At 49.2% G+C, this 16,991-nt stretch carries 18 protein-coding genes; all 18 read left to right on the top strand.

Features of this window, described 5'->3' with window-relative positions:
- Nucleotides 1-201: 201 nt before the first annotated feature.
- Nucleotides 202-756 carry an FxDxF family PEP-CTERM protein gene (locus AWT75_RS16950; RefSeq protein ID WP_082696175.1) on the top strand — a complete coding sequence of 185 codons (555 nt, stop codon included), beginning with the start codon at nt 202-204 and terminating at the stop codon, nt 754-756.
- Between the two features lie 45 nt (nt 757-801).
- On the top strand, nt 802-2,052 hold the full coding sequence (locus AWT75_RS16945; protein ID WP_045848103.1) for a hypothetical protein: 1,251 nt from the start codon (nt 802-804) through the stop codon (nt 2,050-2,052).
- 31 nt (nt 2,053-2,083) lie between these two features.
- On the top strand, nt 2,084-3,160 hold the full coding sequence (locus tag AWT75_RS23620; protein ID WP_275575766.1) for a sugar transferase: 1,077 nt from the start codon (nt 2,084-2,086) through the stop codon (nt 3,158-3,160).
- Nucleotides 3,157-3,564: a sugar transferase gene (locus tag AWT75_RS23975; RefSeq protein WP_275575765.1), complete on the top strand. Its 408-nt coding sequence runs from the start codon at nt 3,157-3,159 to the stop codon at nt 3,562-3,564. Before AWT75_RS23620 ends, AWT75_RS23975 begins: the two co-directional genes overlap by 4 nt.
- 55 nt (nt 3,565-3,619) lie before the next feature.
- Nucleotides 3,620-4,477, top strand: a complete 858-nt coding sequence (locus AWT75_RS21010; RefSeq protein ID WP_161937773.1) for an EpsD family peptidyl-prolyl cis-trans isomerase — start codon at nt 3,620-3,622, stop codon at nt 4,475-4,477.
- 2 nt (nt 4,478-4,479) lie between these two features.
- The gene (locus tag AWT75_RS16925) at nt 4,480-5,259 is read left to right on the top strand and encodes an SLBB domain-containing protein (RefSeq protein ID WP_062790664.1); all 780 of its coding nucleotides are present in this window, start codon (nt 4,480-4,482) and stop codon (nt 5,257-5,259) included.
- Between the two features lies 1 nt (nt 5,260).
- Nucleotides 5,261-6,664: a chain length determinant protein EpsF gene (gene epsF, locus AWT75_RS16920; protein ID WP_062790662.1), complete on the top strand. Its 1,404-nt coding sequence runs from the start codon at nt 5,261-5,263 to the stop codon at nt 6,662-6,664.
- Entirely contained in the window at nt 6,661-7,560 is a 900-nt protein-coding gene (locus AWT75_RS16915; protein ID WP_045848100.1) for a polysaccharide biosynthesis tyrosine autokinase, read from the top strand. The genes epsF and AWT75_RS16915 overlap by 4 nt, the downstream gene beginning before the upstream one ends.
- A 151-nt stretch (nt 7,561-7,711) precedes the next feature.
- The gene (gene xrt, locus AWT75_RS16910) at nt 7,712-8,422 is read left to right on the top strand and encodes an exosortase (protein ID WP_052694251.1); all 711 of its coding nucleotides are present in this window, start codon (nt 7,712-7,714) and stop codon (nt 8,420-8,422) included.
- Nucleotides 8,422-9,117, top strand: a complete 696-nt coding sequence (gene epsI / locus AWT75_RS16905; RefSeq protein ID WP_082696172.1) for an exosortase-associated protein EpsI, B-type — start codon at nt 8,422-8,424, stop codon at nt 9,115-9,117. Before xrt ends, epsI begins: the two co-directional genes overlap by 1 nt.
- A gap of 293 nt (nt 9,118-9,410) precedes the next feature.
- The gene (locus AWT75_RS16900; RefSeq protein WP_153013365.1) at nt 9,411-10,400 is read left to right on the top strand and encodes a hypothetical protein; all 990 of its coding nucleotides are present in this window, start codon (nt 9,411-9,413) and stop codon (nt 10,398-10,400) included.
- Complete coding sequence (locus AWT75_RS21005) at nt 10,393-11,304, top strand: glycosyltransferase family 2 protein (protein ID WP_082696171.1); 912 nt, start codon at nt 10,393-10,395, stop codon at nt 11,302-11,304. The genes AWT75_RS16900 and AWT75_RS21005 overlap by 8 nt, the downstream gene beginning before the upstream one ends.
- Nucleotides 11,291-12,589 carry an O-antigen ligase family protein gene (locus tag AWT75_RS21000; protein ID WP_153013364.1) on the top strand — a complete coding sequence of 433 codons (1,299 nt, stop codon included), beginning with the start codon at nt 11,291-11,293 and terminating at the stop codon, nt 12,587-12,589. Before AWT75_RS21005 ends, AWT75_RS21000 begins: the two co-directional genes overlap by 14 nt.
- A complete protein-coding gene (locus AWT75_RS20995) occupies nt 12,576-13,157 on the top strand; it encodes a serine O-acetyltransferase (RefSeq protein WP_082086563.1) in 582 nt (193 codons plus the stop codon). Before AWT75_RS21000 ends, AWT75_RS20995 begins: the two co-directional genes overlap by 14 nt.
- Nucleotides 13,154-14,437, top strand: a complete 1,284-nt coding sequence (locus AWT75_RS16880; RefSeq protein ID WP_082696169.1) for an endo-1,4-beta-xylanase — start codon at nt 13,154-13,156, stop codon at nt 14,435-14,437. The genes AWT75_RS20995 and AWT75_RS16880 overlap by 4 nt, the downstream gene beginning before the upstream one ends.
- 26 nt (nt 14,438-14,463) lie before the next feature.
- Complete coding sequence (locus AWT75_RS16875; protein ID WP_062790647.1) at nt 14,464-15,627, top strand: glycosyltransferase family 4 protein; 1,164 nt, start codon at nt 14,464-14,466, stop codon at nt 15,625-15,627.
- Entirely contained in the window at nt 15,624-16,718 is a 1,095-nt protein-coding gene (locus tag AWT75_RS16870; RefSeq protein WP_082696168.1) for a glycosyltransferase family 4 protein, read from the top strand. Before AWT75_RS16875 ends, AWT75_RS16870 begins: the two co-directional genes overlap by 4 nt.
- 48 nt (nt 16,719-16,766) lie before the next feature.
- The coding region (locus AWT75_RS16865) for an NAD(P)-binding domain-containing protein (RefSeq protein ID WP_239689633.1) at nt 16,767-16,991 on the top strand (225 nt) is incomplete at its 3' end.

Below are 16,991 nucleotides of genomic sequence, written 5' to 3'. Positions count from 1 at the left end.
TTGTAAGTTATTGTTTAAATACAATCATGACAAGTTAGGTGGATGCACTTATAGTTACGGTCGTCAGGGACTGGTATTGTGCCGTTGGCTACAACTGGACCATGTACGTAGGGCAAGCGCAAGAAGACTGTGATAGCGAGTTTACTGATCTAGTCCTGCCCCTCTTTGAGTATGTTTTATTCCGTATGGGAGATCTGATAGATGAGCAAAACAAAACTGGCTTTGGCAGCGGCTTCTGTTGTTATGGCATTTGCAGCAAACAGTGCCAAGGCGGCGATCGTGTATGCCCCGGTAACCCCGATCAATGTATCTGTGGGTGTTGGCAAGACTGGCTTTAATGAAACCATCAACTTCAACCTGGTTGGTGACAGCGTCATCAGTGCTGCTGAAGTACTGCTGAAGAATGCCAATACCAGCAGCGCACTGCAGAGCCTCACGGCAACCTTGTCGTACAAGACATCTGCTGGTGCTTGGACAACCCTGTGGACTGATGCCGCTACTTTTGCCAAGAGCAATGCTGTCGGAAACTGGTTTGCAAGCTCTAACGATATCAATGCCAAGGCGGGTACCTACAAGCTGTCCTTGGTTGGCAAAGTGTTTGCAAATACCAGCTATAGCGGTAGTTACTACTATCAGGTTTCTGTTGCACCAGTGCCCGAGCCGGAAACTTATGCACTGGCCGGTCTTGGTTTGACTGCCTTGCTTCTGCGCAGGAAGCAAAAGAAAGCTGCAAGCAATTACAGTCTGGTTGGTTGATCGCAGCATCCATGGCGCTCACGACTGTCCTGGTTCGGGCAGTTGATGAGCGCCATTTTATTTACACGTCATTTTGTGTATGATCCCACTTTTGCGAAGATAACCGCGCCGATGAAGCTGTCGATCAAAATAAAATTCCTCTCTGTCTCGACATTTGGTCTGATGTTAATCGGGTGGTCGTCGATCGCTCAGGCGGCCTATTCGCCGGGTGATCAAAACCTGATTTATGCGCAAGTGGGCTCTGTATTCGACAGCAATGTATTTCGCGTTGACGGCCTGCAGAAAGTACCCAGTAGCTATCATGCCGGAAAATTATCTGACCTGATTACGGTAGCCACCCTCGGTGGGCAGTACCAGGAAACTTTGGGTAGGCAGTCTTTGCAATTTGGTGGAAGCTACAATCAGAATTCGTATGCCAGTTATTCCGGGCTGAACTACAAAAGCTGGGATTTCAATAGCGATTTTAATTGGCAAGTGACAAGTCTGCTTTCAGGTGCTTTGCACTATCATGATAAGCAAGAAGAACCAACCCTGAATTTGAGTAATCAAGTTGGTCGTGATGTGGTGCGTACCCAAACCACAGGTATGGACTTTGCCTGGGTTCCTGTATCGAGTTGGGAGTTTGATGCTGGGTATCAACATCAAACCATGCGTCACCAGGTGCAAAATACGCTTGATTTCAATCAGAATCTGATATCTGGTGGTGTATGGTATTCGACCCCAAAAGGTAGTCGTTTTGGATTATTGATCGAAAACGGAGATGTTACATATCCTTCGTTTCTGACGTCTGGTCAGACTTATTCTTATCGACAAACTGACGAAAAAATAAGCTTTGAGTGGCCTGCCAGTACAAAGTTGATGCTTAAGGCGACGGTTGGTCGAAGTGTCTTGAAGTTCAAGCATGATGGAAGTCCTGATAGAACCCACAGCCTGCAAGATTTGAGTGCGGTGTGGAATGTGGATGCCAAGTCAAGATTTACAGTCGGGTATCAAAGTACGCCGGTAGCGCCTGGATTATCAACTGATGATGTCATGAACAAGTCATTATACTTGTTATATAATGTCAAGCTGTCTGATAAGTTCGCGGTTGATAGTGCAGTGCGGGAGTCCAGTTTGCATTATCTCTCCTCTGGCACTCAGGTGAAGACGCGGTCTTATAGGGCTGCCTTGCAGTGGGACCCCTGGCGGATGTGGAAAATTGAAACATATGCCCAGTTTGCAAAGCGGAAGTCCGGCTTTTCACAAGATAGCTACGATGTTAATCAATTGGGTATAAATTTCCGCTATACCTTCTAGGTTAAGCAATTTAAATTCATGGATGGAAGTAATGCACGATCAAAACAGTCAGTCCCCAGCTAAGGTTAATAATGAGCTCGATGTTGGTACTGACTTTAGTCGTTTCTATCTGTTACGTAACCCGCTTGGTGCTCAAGGTTACGCCTCGCCGTGGTTGGTTCTCTTTAAAACGTTTGTCGATCCTTTCCTGGTTGTCGCTGTTTTGTATGGCCTGGGTGTCTACTTTGATATAAGTCTGCACGGCCCCTTCATTGAGCTTGCTGTTGTTGCCTTTCTGACCTCTGCACTGGCACTTGATGGGTTGAATGTGTTGCTGCCCGGAACGGGTAAGCGCATGCGTGGCATAGATGGCATGTTGCTGAATTGGGGGATTGCAGTGGTAGTTATCCTCGGATTCGGCATGTTGACGGGTTTGCTGGATTTGTTTCCGGAAAGATTCATTTATAGCTGGTTGATACTGGTACCTCTTGTTTTGTTGATGGTTCATTCTGCACTGGCTGTTTTCCTGGTTGGGCGTGCAGATGCGCAGCAGAAGTTCAGAAAAGCCGTGATTGTTGGTGCAAACAAATGCGGGCAAATGCTGGCTAATAAAATAAGAGAAAATCCACAAATCAAAATGGAATTTCTCGGTTATTTTGATGACCGCACATTGGATAGACTGCCTGAGTCCGAATTGGAGTATGTAAAGGGGCGATTGTCTGATTTGCCAGCCTTCATCAAAGAGCAGGGGGTGCAGCAGGTGTATATTTCCTTGCCCATGACATCCCAGCCCCGCATCATGAATTTGCTGGAGGAGTTGCAGGACTGCACGGCGTCGATTTACTTTTTGCCTGACTTGCTGGTGTTTGATCTGATTCAAGCAAGAATTGACCATGTAAATGGTGTTCCGGTTATTTCTATTTGCGAATCGCCATTTGTGGGTAGTAACGCAATTGTCAAGCGTATTTCAGATATTGTATTGTCCTTGTTGATTTTGGCGCTAATCTGGCCGGTGCTGCTGACGGTTGCTTTGATGGTGAAGTTTACCTCTCCTGGTCCGATATTATTCAAGCAGAATCGTTACGGGGAAGATGGGGAAAGTATTCGGGTTTATAAATTCCGTTCATGACTGTCATGGAAAATGGAGATGCTGTAATCCAGGCAAAACAGGGTGATAAGCGCTTGACCCCAATTGGGGGTTTCTTGCGGAAAACATCTCTGGATGAATTGCCGCAATTTATCAATGTGTTGCAGGGACGTATGAGCATTGTTGGCCCTCGGCCGCATGCCAATGCACATAATGAGATGTATCGGAAAATCATTCGTGGTTATATGGTAAGGCATAAGGTAAAGCCGGGCATTACCGGTTGGGCGCAGGTAAATGGCTATCGTGGTGAGACTGATACGGTCGAAAAAATGGAAAACCGTGTTGCCTATGACCTGGATTACCTGCGGAATTGGTCGCTTTGGCTGGATCTGAAAATTATTTTTCTAACGGTTGTCACAGTTTTGCGAGATAAAAATGCTTACTAGTAATGTGCAAAACAGGACTTTGTCATCTGTTTCCAGTCGTCTGACTGCAAGTGTAATGATTGCATGCCTGACGCTGACCGCCTGCAATAAAGATGATAAGCCAGCACCCAGTCAGGTGTTGGCCAAAGTGAATGACCATGAAATAACAGTAATGCAGCTGAATGGTATGTTGCGTTCTGTCGGCAATGCTGCAGAAAATGCCACGGTAAAGCAGAGTGCCCTTGATTTCTTGATTGATCAGGAAGTGTTGCAGCAAAAAGCAGTTGATCTGAAACTGGATCGAGACCCAGATGTCATGCAGGCTATTGAGCAGGCCAAACGACAGATTCTTGCTGCGGCGGCGCTGAACAAGCTGCAAGTAAAGCCATTGGATCCGTCTGATGCGGATGTTCAGAAATTTTATGATGGCAATCCGGCATTGTTTGCCCAGCATGCCAGTTATGAGTTCAGCCTGTTTAATCTACCAGTGAAGGATTTGCCGGAAGCGCTGAAGACTGCTCTGAATGCTTCCCATTCTGTTGCCGAGACACGGCAGATCCTGGAGCAGGCTCATCAGGCATTCCAGGAAAAAAATAACCACATGGCGGCTGAGCAGTTGCCGATGGAGCTATTGTCTCAGCTATTCAAGCTTAAAGTTGGTGATATTCTTCTTCGGCCTGAAGGCGATCATCTAATCCTGGTTCAATTGATTCGGGTTGAAAGCCAGCCACTGACATTACAGGATAGCAAAGAAAAAATTGTTTCGTATCTCAAGCAAACTGCCCTGCAAGACTCTAGTGCGAGTAAAATGGCGGAGTTGCGCAAAGCAGCTAGTGTGGTTTACGTAAAACGTTTTGCCGAGGTGGCTGCAAGTGCGCCCGCCTCCAGCAATTTGCCTGCCAATACGCTTAACTCCGGGCTGAAGGGTTTCTAGTCATGCTGCGTCATTTATTGTTTGCGTTGTGCCTTCTGATTAGTACTGCTGTTTTTGCATCGCCCGGTAGTGATTACAAGCTGGGGGCCGGTGATGTTATCAAAATTACAGTATGGGATCATGCTGATCTTTCCGTTGAAACCCAGCTGAACAAGGATGGCGAGGTCAACTTCCCGCTTATAGGCTTGATTTCACTGAATGGTTTGTCGGTGTCTGCTGCGGAAAACGCGCTGGCGAGTGTGCTTCGTTCGGCGGGTTATATCGTCAAGCCCAGTGTTTCCATCCTGGTTACGCAATATGTCAGTCACCGGTTTACCATTCTGGGTGAAGTAAACAAGCCTGGTCGTTACCCGCTGGATAGCCAGACTTCTTTGCTTGATGCGCTGGCAATTGCAACAGGGGTGACCCCTGCGGCCGGTGATACGGTCTATCTCACGCGTGACAAGGCGCAGATCACCTATTCGGTCGCTCAATTGGCTAGTGAAAGTGATCCTTCCAGGCGGAATGTCTGGTTGCAGGCTGGTGATGTGTTGTTTGTTCCCCGGTCTCAAATTTTTGTACTGGGAGAGGTGCAGCGCCCTGGCAACTATCGGCTGGAGCCCGGCATGACGGTGATGCAAGCAATTTCCGTGGCTGGTGGATTTACCAGCAAGGCATCTCACAGTTCAATCAAGATCACTCGTAAACAGCCTGATGGGTCCAGCAAGGAAATAAAATCCGTTGCTCAGTCTGAACCCTTGTCTGTAAATGATGTTGTATATATCGAAGAAAGCTGGTTCTGACATGCTGGCCAACATGAATTTGTCGCAATACCTGGGGATTCTCCGCGCGCGCAAGAAAATGATTCTGGCGGTTCATGCCGGTATTGTTGTTACTGTGCTTGGAGTAAGTTTGATTTTGCCTGAGCAGTTTACTGCGGAAACCGTTTTGGCTCTGGATACCAAGGCAAATGACCCGGTAACAGGCCAGCCGGTACAGGCCTATCTGGTACCTGGTTACATGGAAAGCCAGATGGATATTCTGGGCAGCCAGAATACGATGTTATACGTAGTGGACAGTTTGGGTTTGGCAAAGTCTGAAGAAGCAGCAAAAGCTTTCCAGGACGATACCGGCGGTAATGGCAGTTTGCGAATCTGGCTGGCGGACCGGATGGCCAAGAAAATGGACATCAAGCCCAGTAAGGAAGGCAGCACTGTCAGTGTCAGCTTTACGTCGCCAGATCCTCATTTTTCGGCAGCCGTAGCTAACGCAATTGCCCAAGGATATGTGCACACTCTTGCCAGTATGCGTACTTCTGCGGCGCAGCAGAATAACGTGTTTTTCCAGCAGCAACTGAAAGTGCTGCAAGGCAATCTGGAGCAAGCCCAGCAAGAGCTGGCCACTTATCTGAATGAGAAGGGCATTGTTGCTGCGGACGAAAAGCTCGATGTGGAGATGCAACGGCTGAATGATATTTCTACCCAGCTGGTGCAAGTACAGTCAGCTGCAATGGATGCGCAATCCCGTACCCGAGGGGCGGATAAGGCACCGGATGTACTGAATAACCCCCTGATTCAGCAGGTAAAGAACCAGTTGACGGTTGACGAGGGTAAATTCCGAGAACTGGCGACCAAAGTAGGGCCGGAGCATCCTCATTACAAGGAGGCGCAAGCACAAGTCGAGAGTGATCGTCGTCAGCTGCAAGCCCTGACCAGTGAGTACGCCAGTGGACTAACCGGCTCTGCTTCCAATGCCGAAAACCGTGCCAAGGCACTGCGCATGGCCATGGAAGAGCAAAAGAAGAAAATCCTGGAACTTAAACAGCAACGAAGCCTGGCAAATGTCTTGCAGCGCAAGGTTGATGGTCTGCAAAAGGCATACGACGCCGCGCAGGATCGCTATACCACAACCGCATTGCAAAGCCGTTCCATGACTGAGAACGTGGGCGTGGTAAAGCAGGCTACGGAGCCGACCAAACCCTCCCAGCCGCGCATCTTGCTGAATGTGCTTGCTGCGTTTGTATTGGGTGGTGTCATTGCCTTGTGCAGCGCCTTGCTGGCCGAGATTCTGAATCGACGAATTCGTTGCGCACGTGATGTGGAAACCATGCTGGATATTCCGGTGCTTGCTGAAATCAAGCCTGTTCCTTCTCGCAAAAAGCCTTTCTGGGCGTTCTGGCGTTCTAATAACAAGGTTGCCAAGGCATGAATACAACGACGACACTCTCGCAAGCTGATTTTGCCACGGTGAAGCAGTCTTCGCGTCATTCCAATATTGGCCAGCTGTTGTTGCAACAGGGCAAGCTGACTGCCTCGCAGGCTGAGAAGGTATTGCTGGCGCAACAGGAGCTGGGTTTGCGCTTTGGCGAAGCTGCTGTGCGACTGGGCTTCCTGAGTGAGCAGGATATTCAGGAAGTACTGTCACGCCAGTTTGATTATCCATGCCTGACCGTTGGCGACCCGTCGCTGGATTCCCGCTTGATTGCTGCCTATCACAACGACTCGTCCCAGGTGGAAGCGTTGCGCAGTTTGCGCAGCCAGCTGATTCTGCGTTGGATCAGTGGTGGCAACAAGACCATTTGCGTTGCCGGCTACGAGAATGAAACCGCAGTGGGCTGGCTGGCGGCCAATCTGGCGATCGTGTTTTCACAGCTGGGGCTGCGTACCTTGTTGGTCGATGCATCCTTGCGACGACCCATTCAGCATGTTTTTTTCAAGCAAGCCAACAAGATGGGTCTGAGCGATATCTTGGCTGGTCGTGCAGATGAATCATGCATGCTGGCAATTCCTCCGCTGCCGGATCTGTTCCTGATACCGGGTGGTACCGATGTGCCAAACAAGCAGGAGCTGTTGTCCGGTGTGGCGCTGGCGGGCTTTCTGGAACAGGCAGAAGCTGACTTTGACATTGTCATCGTCAATGCGCCGGCCCTGAAAGGCAATGCAGACGGGCAGCTGGTTGCTGCACGTGCCAAGGGCGTTTTACTGCTGGCAGAGCCGGGGGTAAGCAAGGTCGATGACCTGGAGGCCGCGCGCGATGATTTGCGCATGGCCGGTGCAACCGTACTGGGCTGTGTTCTTAACAGCTTTGCCATCGCTCAACAGTAAGGGGCATGCATGCGCCAACTCCACTCAAAACTACCCTGGTTGCCGCCTGGTGTACTGAATAACTGGCTGGTGCTAGTGGGGGTGTTCAGTCTGTTGCTGCCTACAGTTTACAAGCTGTCACAGCAATTATGGCCGATTAAAGAACAAGGGCATGGCCCGGTTTTTTTTAATCATCGCCTGGATGTTCTGGAACAAGGCGCAGCAAGCACGGAGTGAAACGTCTGCTGCTGGCAGCAAGTTGGGCATGCTGCCATTCGTCCTTGGGCTGGTTTGTTATGTAGTGGGGCATTCCCAAGATGTATGGTTTCTGGAAATTGGCAGCTTCATGTTGCTGATTTCCGGCCTGCTATGGATGCTTGGCGGCTACCCTGCGGTACTGCGCTACCGTTATCCCATATTATTTATTGTCATTCTGATTCCCTTGCCCGGTTTTCTGGTGGATTGGCTCACTGCGGGCCTTAAAATGGGTGTTTCACAGGCGGTTGAGCAGCTGCTTTATATGGCAGGTTATCCCATCAGTCGCAGTGGTGTGGTTTTGAATATTGGTCAATACCAATTGATGGTGGCTGATGCCTGTTCGGGAATCAATTCCTTGTTCAGTCTGTTTGCATTTGGTCTGTTGTATCTCTATTTTTTTACTCCGGCAAAGTTGAGCAACCGGTTGTTATTACTGTGTTCTGTGCTGCCTGCCGCCATTGTGTCCAATATCGTGCGTGTTATCACACTGGTGCTGGTTACCTACTATTTTGGTGATGCGGCCGGGCAGGGATTCATCCATCAGTTTTCCGGTTTGCTATTGTTTGGAGTTGCCATTTTGTGCGTATTCATGGTTGATGCATTTTTGCAAAAGGTAAATGGCTGATGCAAAAGTATGTCTCCCCATACCAGCTAATGTTGGCGGCAGTCATGTTGCTGGCTGCTGTCATTGCCTATGCCCTGACACCACGAATCTATACCGCGGACAGCAATAATATTGATCTCTCCGCCATGGTTCCTGCGCGCTTTGCGGACTGGCAGCAGGTGGAAATGAAGGGTGTGATTGTCAATCCGGAGGTTGATGATCAGCTGGCGAAAGTGTACGCACAAGTGCTGGAGCGGGTGTATGTCAATACACAGGGGCAGCGCATCATGCTGTCTATTGCCTATAGCCGGGACCAGCGTCAAAGCTCCGGGCAACAAACCCACTTGCCTGATTTATGTTATCCGGCACAGGGTTTTGCCCTGCATGACAAACACCAGATGACATTGCAACTTGGAAGCCAGACCCTGGCTGTAAATAGCATGATTGCGCAGCGCGACCAGCGTGTAGAACCGCTAATGTACTGGATTACCACCAATGGCGTAGTCAGCACGGAAAGAAATTCCCGCAAACTGAATCAGGTACAGGCGGGTTTGAAAGGGCTGATTTACGACGGCATGATCATTCGGGTATCTACCATCAACGAAGATACAAACGCTGCCCGACTGCTGGAGGCAGATTTCCTGAGCAAGCTCAGTCAGTCGCAAACCCCTGCCAACCGAGCGCAGATATTCGGTAAAGGCATGGTGGTACAGTGAATTCCTCTGCGACTACGCCATTGTCCAAATACCATATGCTGTTGCTTAACCGCATTCCCCGCCCCGTGTTGTCCTTTGCCTGCCAGGGCATGGTCAGCGGTATCAGCTTTATTGCATCATTTTTATTGTTGCACTATGCGGACAAAAGCGAATACACCACTTTTGTCTTGTTTTTGAATGGTTATGCCTTGCTGGCCAGTCTGCAAAATGCCTTGTGGCTTCAGCCGCTCATTACCCTGTCCGGCAATATGCAGGCAGCAGCAAAACGGGATGCCATCAAGTTCGGTATCTGGTTGAGTCTGGCCATTGCGCTACTTGGTGGCGTGTTGTTTGCCGGTTATCGCCAGTTCAGTCAGGGAAGCACATGGCTGAGCCTGAGCACTCTGCTGTTTGCAAGCAGTTTCCTGTTCTTGCTGGTGCGGGATTCAAACCGTTCGGCCTGGCTTATGCTGGGTAAGTTGCCGGGATTGTTTGTGCATGACATGGGCTACTTGCTGCTATTTGGCGTGCTGGTGGCAGTGGCATGGTACGCGCAATGGTTGTCGATGAATCTGGTGATTGTGGCGCTGGCGTTTCCTGGTCTGATGTCATTATTTGCCCGGCCCCGGCCCGACCCTGAACGCAAGGAAGGCAGCATCCAGCAGCTGGACCGCCAGTTTGCAGTGCAGATCTGGTCTTGCGCACGTTGGGCCTTGCCTGGCGTGCTGGTGACCTGGTTGTTCAGCAACGGTTACTGGTTTTATCTGGATAGCGTGCAAGGCAAGGCCCAGGTGGCCACGCTGGCCGCTACCCGTTTGTTTTTCACCCCGGTCGGGCTGATGGTGCAGGGGTGGGCCGGCTATTACCGGCCGGTGTTTTCCCGTCTGGAGTACATGGGCGAGCATCAGGCAAAACTGGCTTTGGTGCGGCGTCAGTCGCTGATCTGTGCTGCGTTGGTACTGTTGTTTGTCGTCGGGTTGTTGTTACTGGTACTGGTACCCTCTGTATTGCCTGCCTACTTGCCTCCGGCTGTTTACATCCCTCTGGTATTGGCATGGGGTGGATATTTCCTGGTGCAATGGTTGCGCAATATCCTCTCCACTGCACTATTGGCTGATGCCAAAGGATATAAGCGTGTATTCCAATCCGGTCTGGTGGGTGCAATTGTATTTTATCTGATTTATGTTCCCGTTGGATTGGTGTCACATTTATTGGTACTTTGTCCATTAATCTTGTGTTTTTCAGAAATAACCATCCTGGTTTTGCTATGGCGGCAGGTGTTTGGAGGCAGAAAGCATGTCTGAATTGCCGAGTGTAACGGTAATTGTGTGTACATATCGTCGACCGCGTCAATTGCAGGCCTTGCTGGATTCCCTGGCGTTACAGCATGTTGAAGGCCTGCGTCCGTGCCTGTGTATTGTGGATAACGATGCTGACCAATCTGCACGTGAACTGGTTACCCAGGCTCAGCAGGATTTTCCATGGCCGATAAAGTATATCTCGCAGCCAGTAAAAAATATTGCCTTGACACGGAATGCAGGCTTGGCAGTGGTTGAGACGGATTATCTTGCATTTATAGATGATGATGAAATTGCTGTGCCTCGGTGGCTTCATTCTCTTATTATGCTGGCGCAGGAAAATAATGCTGACTTGATTTTTGGTCCTGTGTTGCCGGTATATCCGGACAAGATGCTGCCATGGTTGATAAGTGGCGGGTTCTACGAGCGCCCAAGGCATGAAACTGGAAGCTTTGTGCCTTTGTTGGAAGCTCGGACCGGTAATGTACTAATTAAAAAATCATTGCTGAAAAAGCATGATCTGAAGTTTGATGAATCACTCGGTCTTAGTGGCGGAGAGGATTACGCCTTCTTCGAGACCCTGTATCGTGATGCTGTCAAATCACTATGGTCTGATGAGGCTGTGGTTACAGAGGAGGTTCCACTTGAACGTGCGAATCCAGAATGGTTATTGAGGCGCAGTTTTCGCATCGGATCGGTTGAGGCGAATTTGATGTGCCGAGATGGTGGTGTGCAGCCCCTGCTTAAAATGTGGCTGAAGGTATTTTATCTCTTTGCCCGGAATGGACTGATGCTGCTGGCCGCACCGCTACGTAGCCGGGCAAAAAATTTCCGATACGTCAGGAATGTGGCTATTGCTGCCGGGATTATTTACGGATTGATAAACGGCCCTTATCGTGAATACAAATAATACTCTGTCTATTGTGAATGATCGATGTGGCGAATCTATTCGCTCTTGGTTGACGCTCACTTTCATGGTTGCTATTTTCTTTAGCTTGTTTTCAATTGGTGCAGGTGATAAGGCACAGTCTGATGGTGGTAGTAATCTCATTCGTCAAATGGCCTGGGTTGCAATTGGCCTTGTTTCTTTTTTTCGTTGTGTTAGTTTTCGACGCTATATTAAGTTTGATGTACAATTTAATGCGGCATGGTTTTTGTCAGCATTGCTGCTGGCTTACTGCTTGCTTTCAACTTTGTGGTCAGCAATACCAGATGTGACTTTCAAGCGTGCCGTATTGTTTAGCCTGATGATATTTTTATGCTTTGCAACTTTTGGCAAGAAAAGCACTAATCCATATAGCTTTCTTGTTGTCATGGCTTGGCCGCTTGGGGTCCTGTTAATTTTGTCCTTTTTCTATACTGCAGTGCTGCCTTCCGTTGCAATTACATCGATTGGGTGGAGGGGGGTTACCTCGTTCAAGAATGAATTCGGTCAGCTTTGTGCCATTGCATTGCTAGTTTTCTGTTTTTTCAGTCTTGAGGTCACAAGACATCGTCTGCTTATGTTGTTGATGGCATTTTTATCATTTTTCGGATTGATAATGTCACAGAGTTCAACCTGTGCCGTGGCAGTAGTAGTTGGCTTGTTGGTAAGTGGTGGTTTTCTAGCGGCAAGAAAATTATTTCATAATTCCAAGGGTAGTATATTGCTACTTTTTTTGGTTATTGTTTTTTGTCTATTGCTTTTGACTCTGTTGGTTTCGGGTCTGGTGGGTGGTGATTTTCAGGGGCAATTTTTCCAACTGTTAGGAAAGTCCAGTACTCTGACAGGTAGAACCAAGTTGTGGACGTTGATCTGGGATAATGCGCGTTGGAACAATGCGTGGCTTGGTGGTGGTTATGGTGGCTTCTGGAATGGTTTAGGAAGTCCGGCAAATTTTACTAGTTATCGTTTTCCGGCAGGTTATGTAGGTCAGGCGCATAACGGCTATCTGGATGTTTATAATGATCTTGGTTATGTTGGTCTTTCATTTCTGATTGCCATTCTTTCTGTCTATGCATTCTTTGTCATTAGGCAATTTCGCGAAGGAAAGCCAGAATTTTATTACCACCTAGCATTTTTCATATATATCATTCTTGAAAATTATGCGGAGAGTACTTTTTTCCGTTTGGTAAGTTTTTTGAACATTGTATTTTTTGCATCATTGGCGCGTGTCGCGGCTAATCAGCGGGTTAGTTTTCATGATAAAAAATAAAGCAGATTATGTCGCTTATCTTGAGGCAGATCGTCTGTCGATGGGGGTTGGGCGAGGATTTAAGGATCATTTCTTTAATGATCGATGGAATTATGTGCGTCTGTTGCGCCGCTCTGAGTATTTGCACAATACAAGAAAATTCATACTGATCAGGTTGATTTGTGAAGTGCGGCGTCGTCGGCTTGGTCGTTTGTTGGGATATTCCATTCCCCTGAATGTATTTGGGCCAGGGCTTGCCATTCCGCATCGTGGTGACATTGTGGTTAATAGCTATGCAAGAATTGGTGCAAACTGCCGTATTCATGTCGGGACCAATATTGGAACGCAAATTGGTACTCTGGATGAAGTTCCAGTTATCGGGGATAATTGTTATATCGGGCCGGGTGCAAAATTGTATGGCAAGATAATCATTGGTGACAATGTTATTGTCGGTGCAAATGCAGTAGTAAATAAAAGCTTTCCTGATGGAAACTGTACAGTAGCAGGTGCGCCTGCCAAGGTGATTTCTGATAAGTCGACTAAGGGTTTGTTTAGTCAAGGTTATAAGTCAGAGGGAGGGCAAAAATGAGTGCCGTGACTTTTTTTGGCAGGATAATCATTTTTTTATGCATGTCCTCTCTGGCGTTTGCGAATAATATATTTTTTTTCGGGCAGCATGTTTTTTACCCGGATTCCTACCGCCCAATTACTGCAAAGCAGTTTGATGGGATCCGTATATGGGGTAATCCAAAGACACTGTGGCGTGATATCGAACCACGACAGGGTGTGTATGATTTTTCCACGCTGGACCAGCATGTCGCTTTAGCGGAAGAGCGTGGCATGGACATCATGTACACACTGGGCCAAACCCCTGTGTGGGCAAGTGCGAGGCCAAGCGAGCTTGGTAGTTTCGGACTGGGTGCTGCAGCCGAACCACTGGACATGAATGATTGGTATGAGTACGTCAGCAAGGTTGCCCAGCGTTATCGTGGCCGGATATCTGCCTATGAGGTGATGAATGAGCCGCGTATTGGTGAGGCAATCAAGATGTACTCGCCTGGTTTTTTCTCTGGCTCCACGCAGCAACTGGTACGGATGACCGAGCTGGCAGCCCGCGCTATTCATGCAGCCGATTCTCGTGCACTGATTGTGTGTCCGGCGATGGATGGTTCCGACCTGGGTATCAAGCGGCTGGAATATTTTCTGGCCCAGGGTGGGGGGAAGGACTGCGATGTAATCGGCTTTCATTTTTATTTGAAGACCGGTTCCGTGAATGAATTTACTTCATTACTGTCGCAAATTCGCCAGTTATTGGTTCGTTACAATTTGCAGAACAAACCTGTCTGGAACACTGAAATGGGTGTGCTGGTTGGTTCCTCCGGCAATCAGGTACGTAGTGGTGCTGCCGGGAGTGCGTTGGAAAAGGTATATAGCGATGATGAGGCGTCCAGCTTGATGCTGAAAGTACAAGTTGCGTCGAGTAATGGCGGTGTGGCACGTACTTACTGGTTTGCTCATGACTCTTCTTCAATGGGTAGTACCTTGCCAAACAAGAAGATTGGCCAACTCAATGGGCTGGGTATTGCTTATCAAAATGCCAAAGAGTGGTTCTCACATGGGCGCAAGATAAGAGGTTGCAGCCTGTCGGATAGTCAGGCCAATTGTGCTGTGTATGAAGGAAATGAGCTGGTAGGGCGTGTTTTATGGGGGATTCCACTTGAACCCGCCAACTGGCTGGCAGCTAATCCAGGCCTGGTAAAGGTGCACTTGTTCAATGGCTTGACGCTGAATATACGTACCAGTAATGCATCATCGCTTGGTGCGTTGACACGTAATTTTGCCGATCCGGTATTTATCACCAGTAATTAAGCGTCATAGCCTGTTTTGAGGAATGCATGAAAGTCACGATTTTTCAGTATCGCCTGTTTCATTATCGGACCAAGTTGTTCGAACTGATGCGCACAAAGTGCCAGCAGCGCGGTATTCAGCTGGATGTGGTATATGGGCAGCCTTACCGGGATGAAATCAAGAAAAAGGATACCGGCAAGCTGGACTGGGCAATTCCGGTAAAAAATACCTACTTCCCCATCAAGGAGAAGAAGGATATCTGCTGGCAACCTGCACCTGACGCAGTGCGTGATGCGGATTTGTTTGTGTTCATGCATGAAAACCGATTGCTGGCCAATTACTACTGGCTGTTGCGTCGTCGCCTTGGCAAGACGCCACAAGTGGCTTTCTGGGGCCATGGCCGGGATTTCCAGTCCAATGCTCCAGGTGGTTTGCGTGAACGGTGGAAGCAAATGACTTTGCGCTGGCCTGACTGGTGGTTCGGCTATACCCAGCATACCAGGCAGCTGGTGGAGGCCTCCGGCTTTCCGGCGGACAAGATAACCGTGCTGAACAATGCAATTGACAATGTCGATTTCCAGCAGCAGCTCGCTGCGGTCAGCGATGCGCAAATCAATGCACAGCGACAGGCACTGGGCTGGGACGAAGATAATTTCGTCGGTATTTATTGTGGTTCGCTCTATCCGGACAAGCGACTGGATCAGTTGTTTGAGATTGCCGATATCGTGCATGCATCTGCACCGCAGTTCCGCTTGCTGATTGTAGGCTCCGGTGCCCAGCAGCCCTATGTTGAACAGATGTGCAGCAGCAGGCCGTGGGCGCATTTTGCCGGTGGCCGTCATGGTGCTGAAAAAGCGGTGTTATTCCGCATGTCCGCCTTGACGCTGTGCCCGGGGGCGGTGGGTCTGAATATTCTGGATGCCTTTATTTCCGGCGTGCCCTTGCTCACCATGGCCAGCGCAAAGCATGGCCCGGAAATCGGCTTCATGCGTAATGGTGTGGATGGCTACCTGATTAACGATTCGGTACCTGCGTATGCACACAAGGTTCTGCAATTAATGGCGGATCCTGAATCCTTGTACGCTTTGCAACAGCAGGCTTTGCAGGCGGCAACCGTTTATACGGTGGAGAATATGGCTGACAATTTTGTTGAAGGGATTGTGCGTTGTCTGCAAGCCCGTAAACCGGTAAGTGGAGTTGCTAGGGCATGAGAGTAGGCATTATTGGTTTGCGCGGTATTCCGGATGTCCAGGGTGGTGTGGAGCGTCATGTCGAATCGCTTGCGCCGTTGTTGGTGGCAGCGGGGCATGAAGTTACCGTGTATGCCAGAGCACCATATATGGCTGATTTTCAGCATGACTCATGGCGAGGGGTACGTATTTGCAAAGTATGGTCCCCCCAGCATAAGTTCACCGAGACCTTGCTGCATACCTTTCTGGCTATCTGGCTGGCTTTCTTTCAGCGTCAGCAGATTGTGCATATCCACGCAATCGGCCCGTCGTTTTTTGTTCCGCTGGCGCGCTTGCTGGGAATGAAGGTGGTGATGACTCACCATGGACAAGACTATGCCCGGCAAAAATGGGGCAGGGGGGCCAAGGCTTTCTTGCGCACCGCCGAATATCTTGGGGTGAAATGTGCCAGCAAGGTAATTGTCATCTCGCATGGCTTGCAAGACCTGGTTGAGAATGTCCTGAAACGGCCCGCCCAGTTGATTCCTAATGGTGTAACCGGCTTTGACACTGACAGTATCAGTCCGGCGAATGTGGAACAGCTTGGCTTGCAGCCTTATCGTTATATTCTGCATGTCAGCCGTTTTGTACCGGAAAAGCGCCATCACGACCTGATTGACGCATTCAACAAGGCGGCATTGCCGGGCTGGAAACTGGTTTTTGCCGGAGAGGCAGACCATGCGGATGATTATTCCCGCTCGGTGTTGGAACGTGCCAGTGATCAGGTGGTGTTTCTGGGGCGACAAAACGTTCAGCAATTGACATATCTGTACGCGTATTGCGGTATTTTTGTGCTGCCATCCTCACATGAGGGTTTGCCCATTGCCTTGCTTGAAGCCCTTAGCCTGGCTGCTCCGGTGATCGTCAGCGATATTCCCCCGCACCTCGAAATGTCATTGCCGGAGAGATGCTATTTCCCACTGGGTAATACCGCTCAACTTGCTGCCCGCCTGCAACAGTATGCCGCTGAAGACTTGTCCGTACGCTGGCATGAATCTGCAGATTGGGTAAAACAGAATTACGACTGGCCAGCCATCGCCCAGAAAACTTCGGCGGTGTATTTGGCTGCGTGATGTGATTGATAACTACTATAAGTCATTTAAATTTTCCAGGATGATTTCATGACGACAAACAAAGACGTGCTTCTTGAACGTATCGCTAATAAATCCGCCGTTATCGGCATTGTCGGCCTGGGCTATGTCGGCCTGCCGCTGATGCTGCGTTTTGCCGAAGTGGGCTACAAGGTCCTGGGCTTTGACATCGACCAGAGCAAGGTTGATGCCCTGACCGCCGGCAAGAGCTATATCGAGCATATCAGCGCCGACAGCATTGCCACGGCCCGTACC

The organism is Aquitalea pelogenes (assembly GCF_001515305.1).
GTDB lineage: Bacteria > Pseudomonadota > Gammaproteobacteria > Burkholderiales > Chromobacteriaceae > Aquitalea > Aquitalea pelogenes.
Note: the sequence above shows the minus strand (reverse complement) of the source record. Positions and strands in the feature narration are given on the sequence as shown.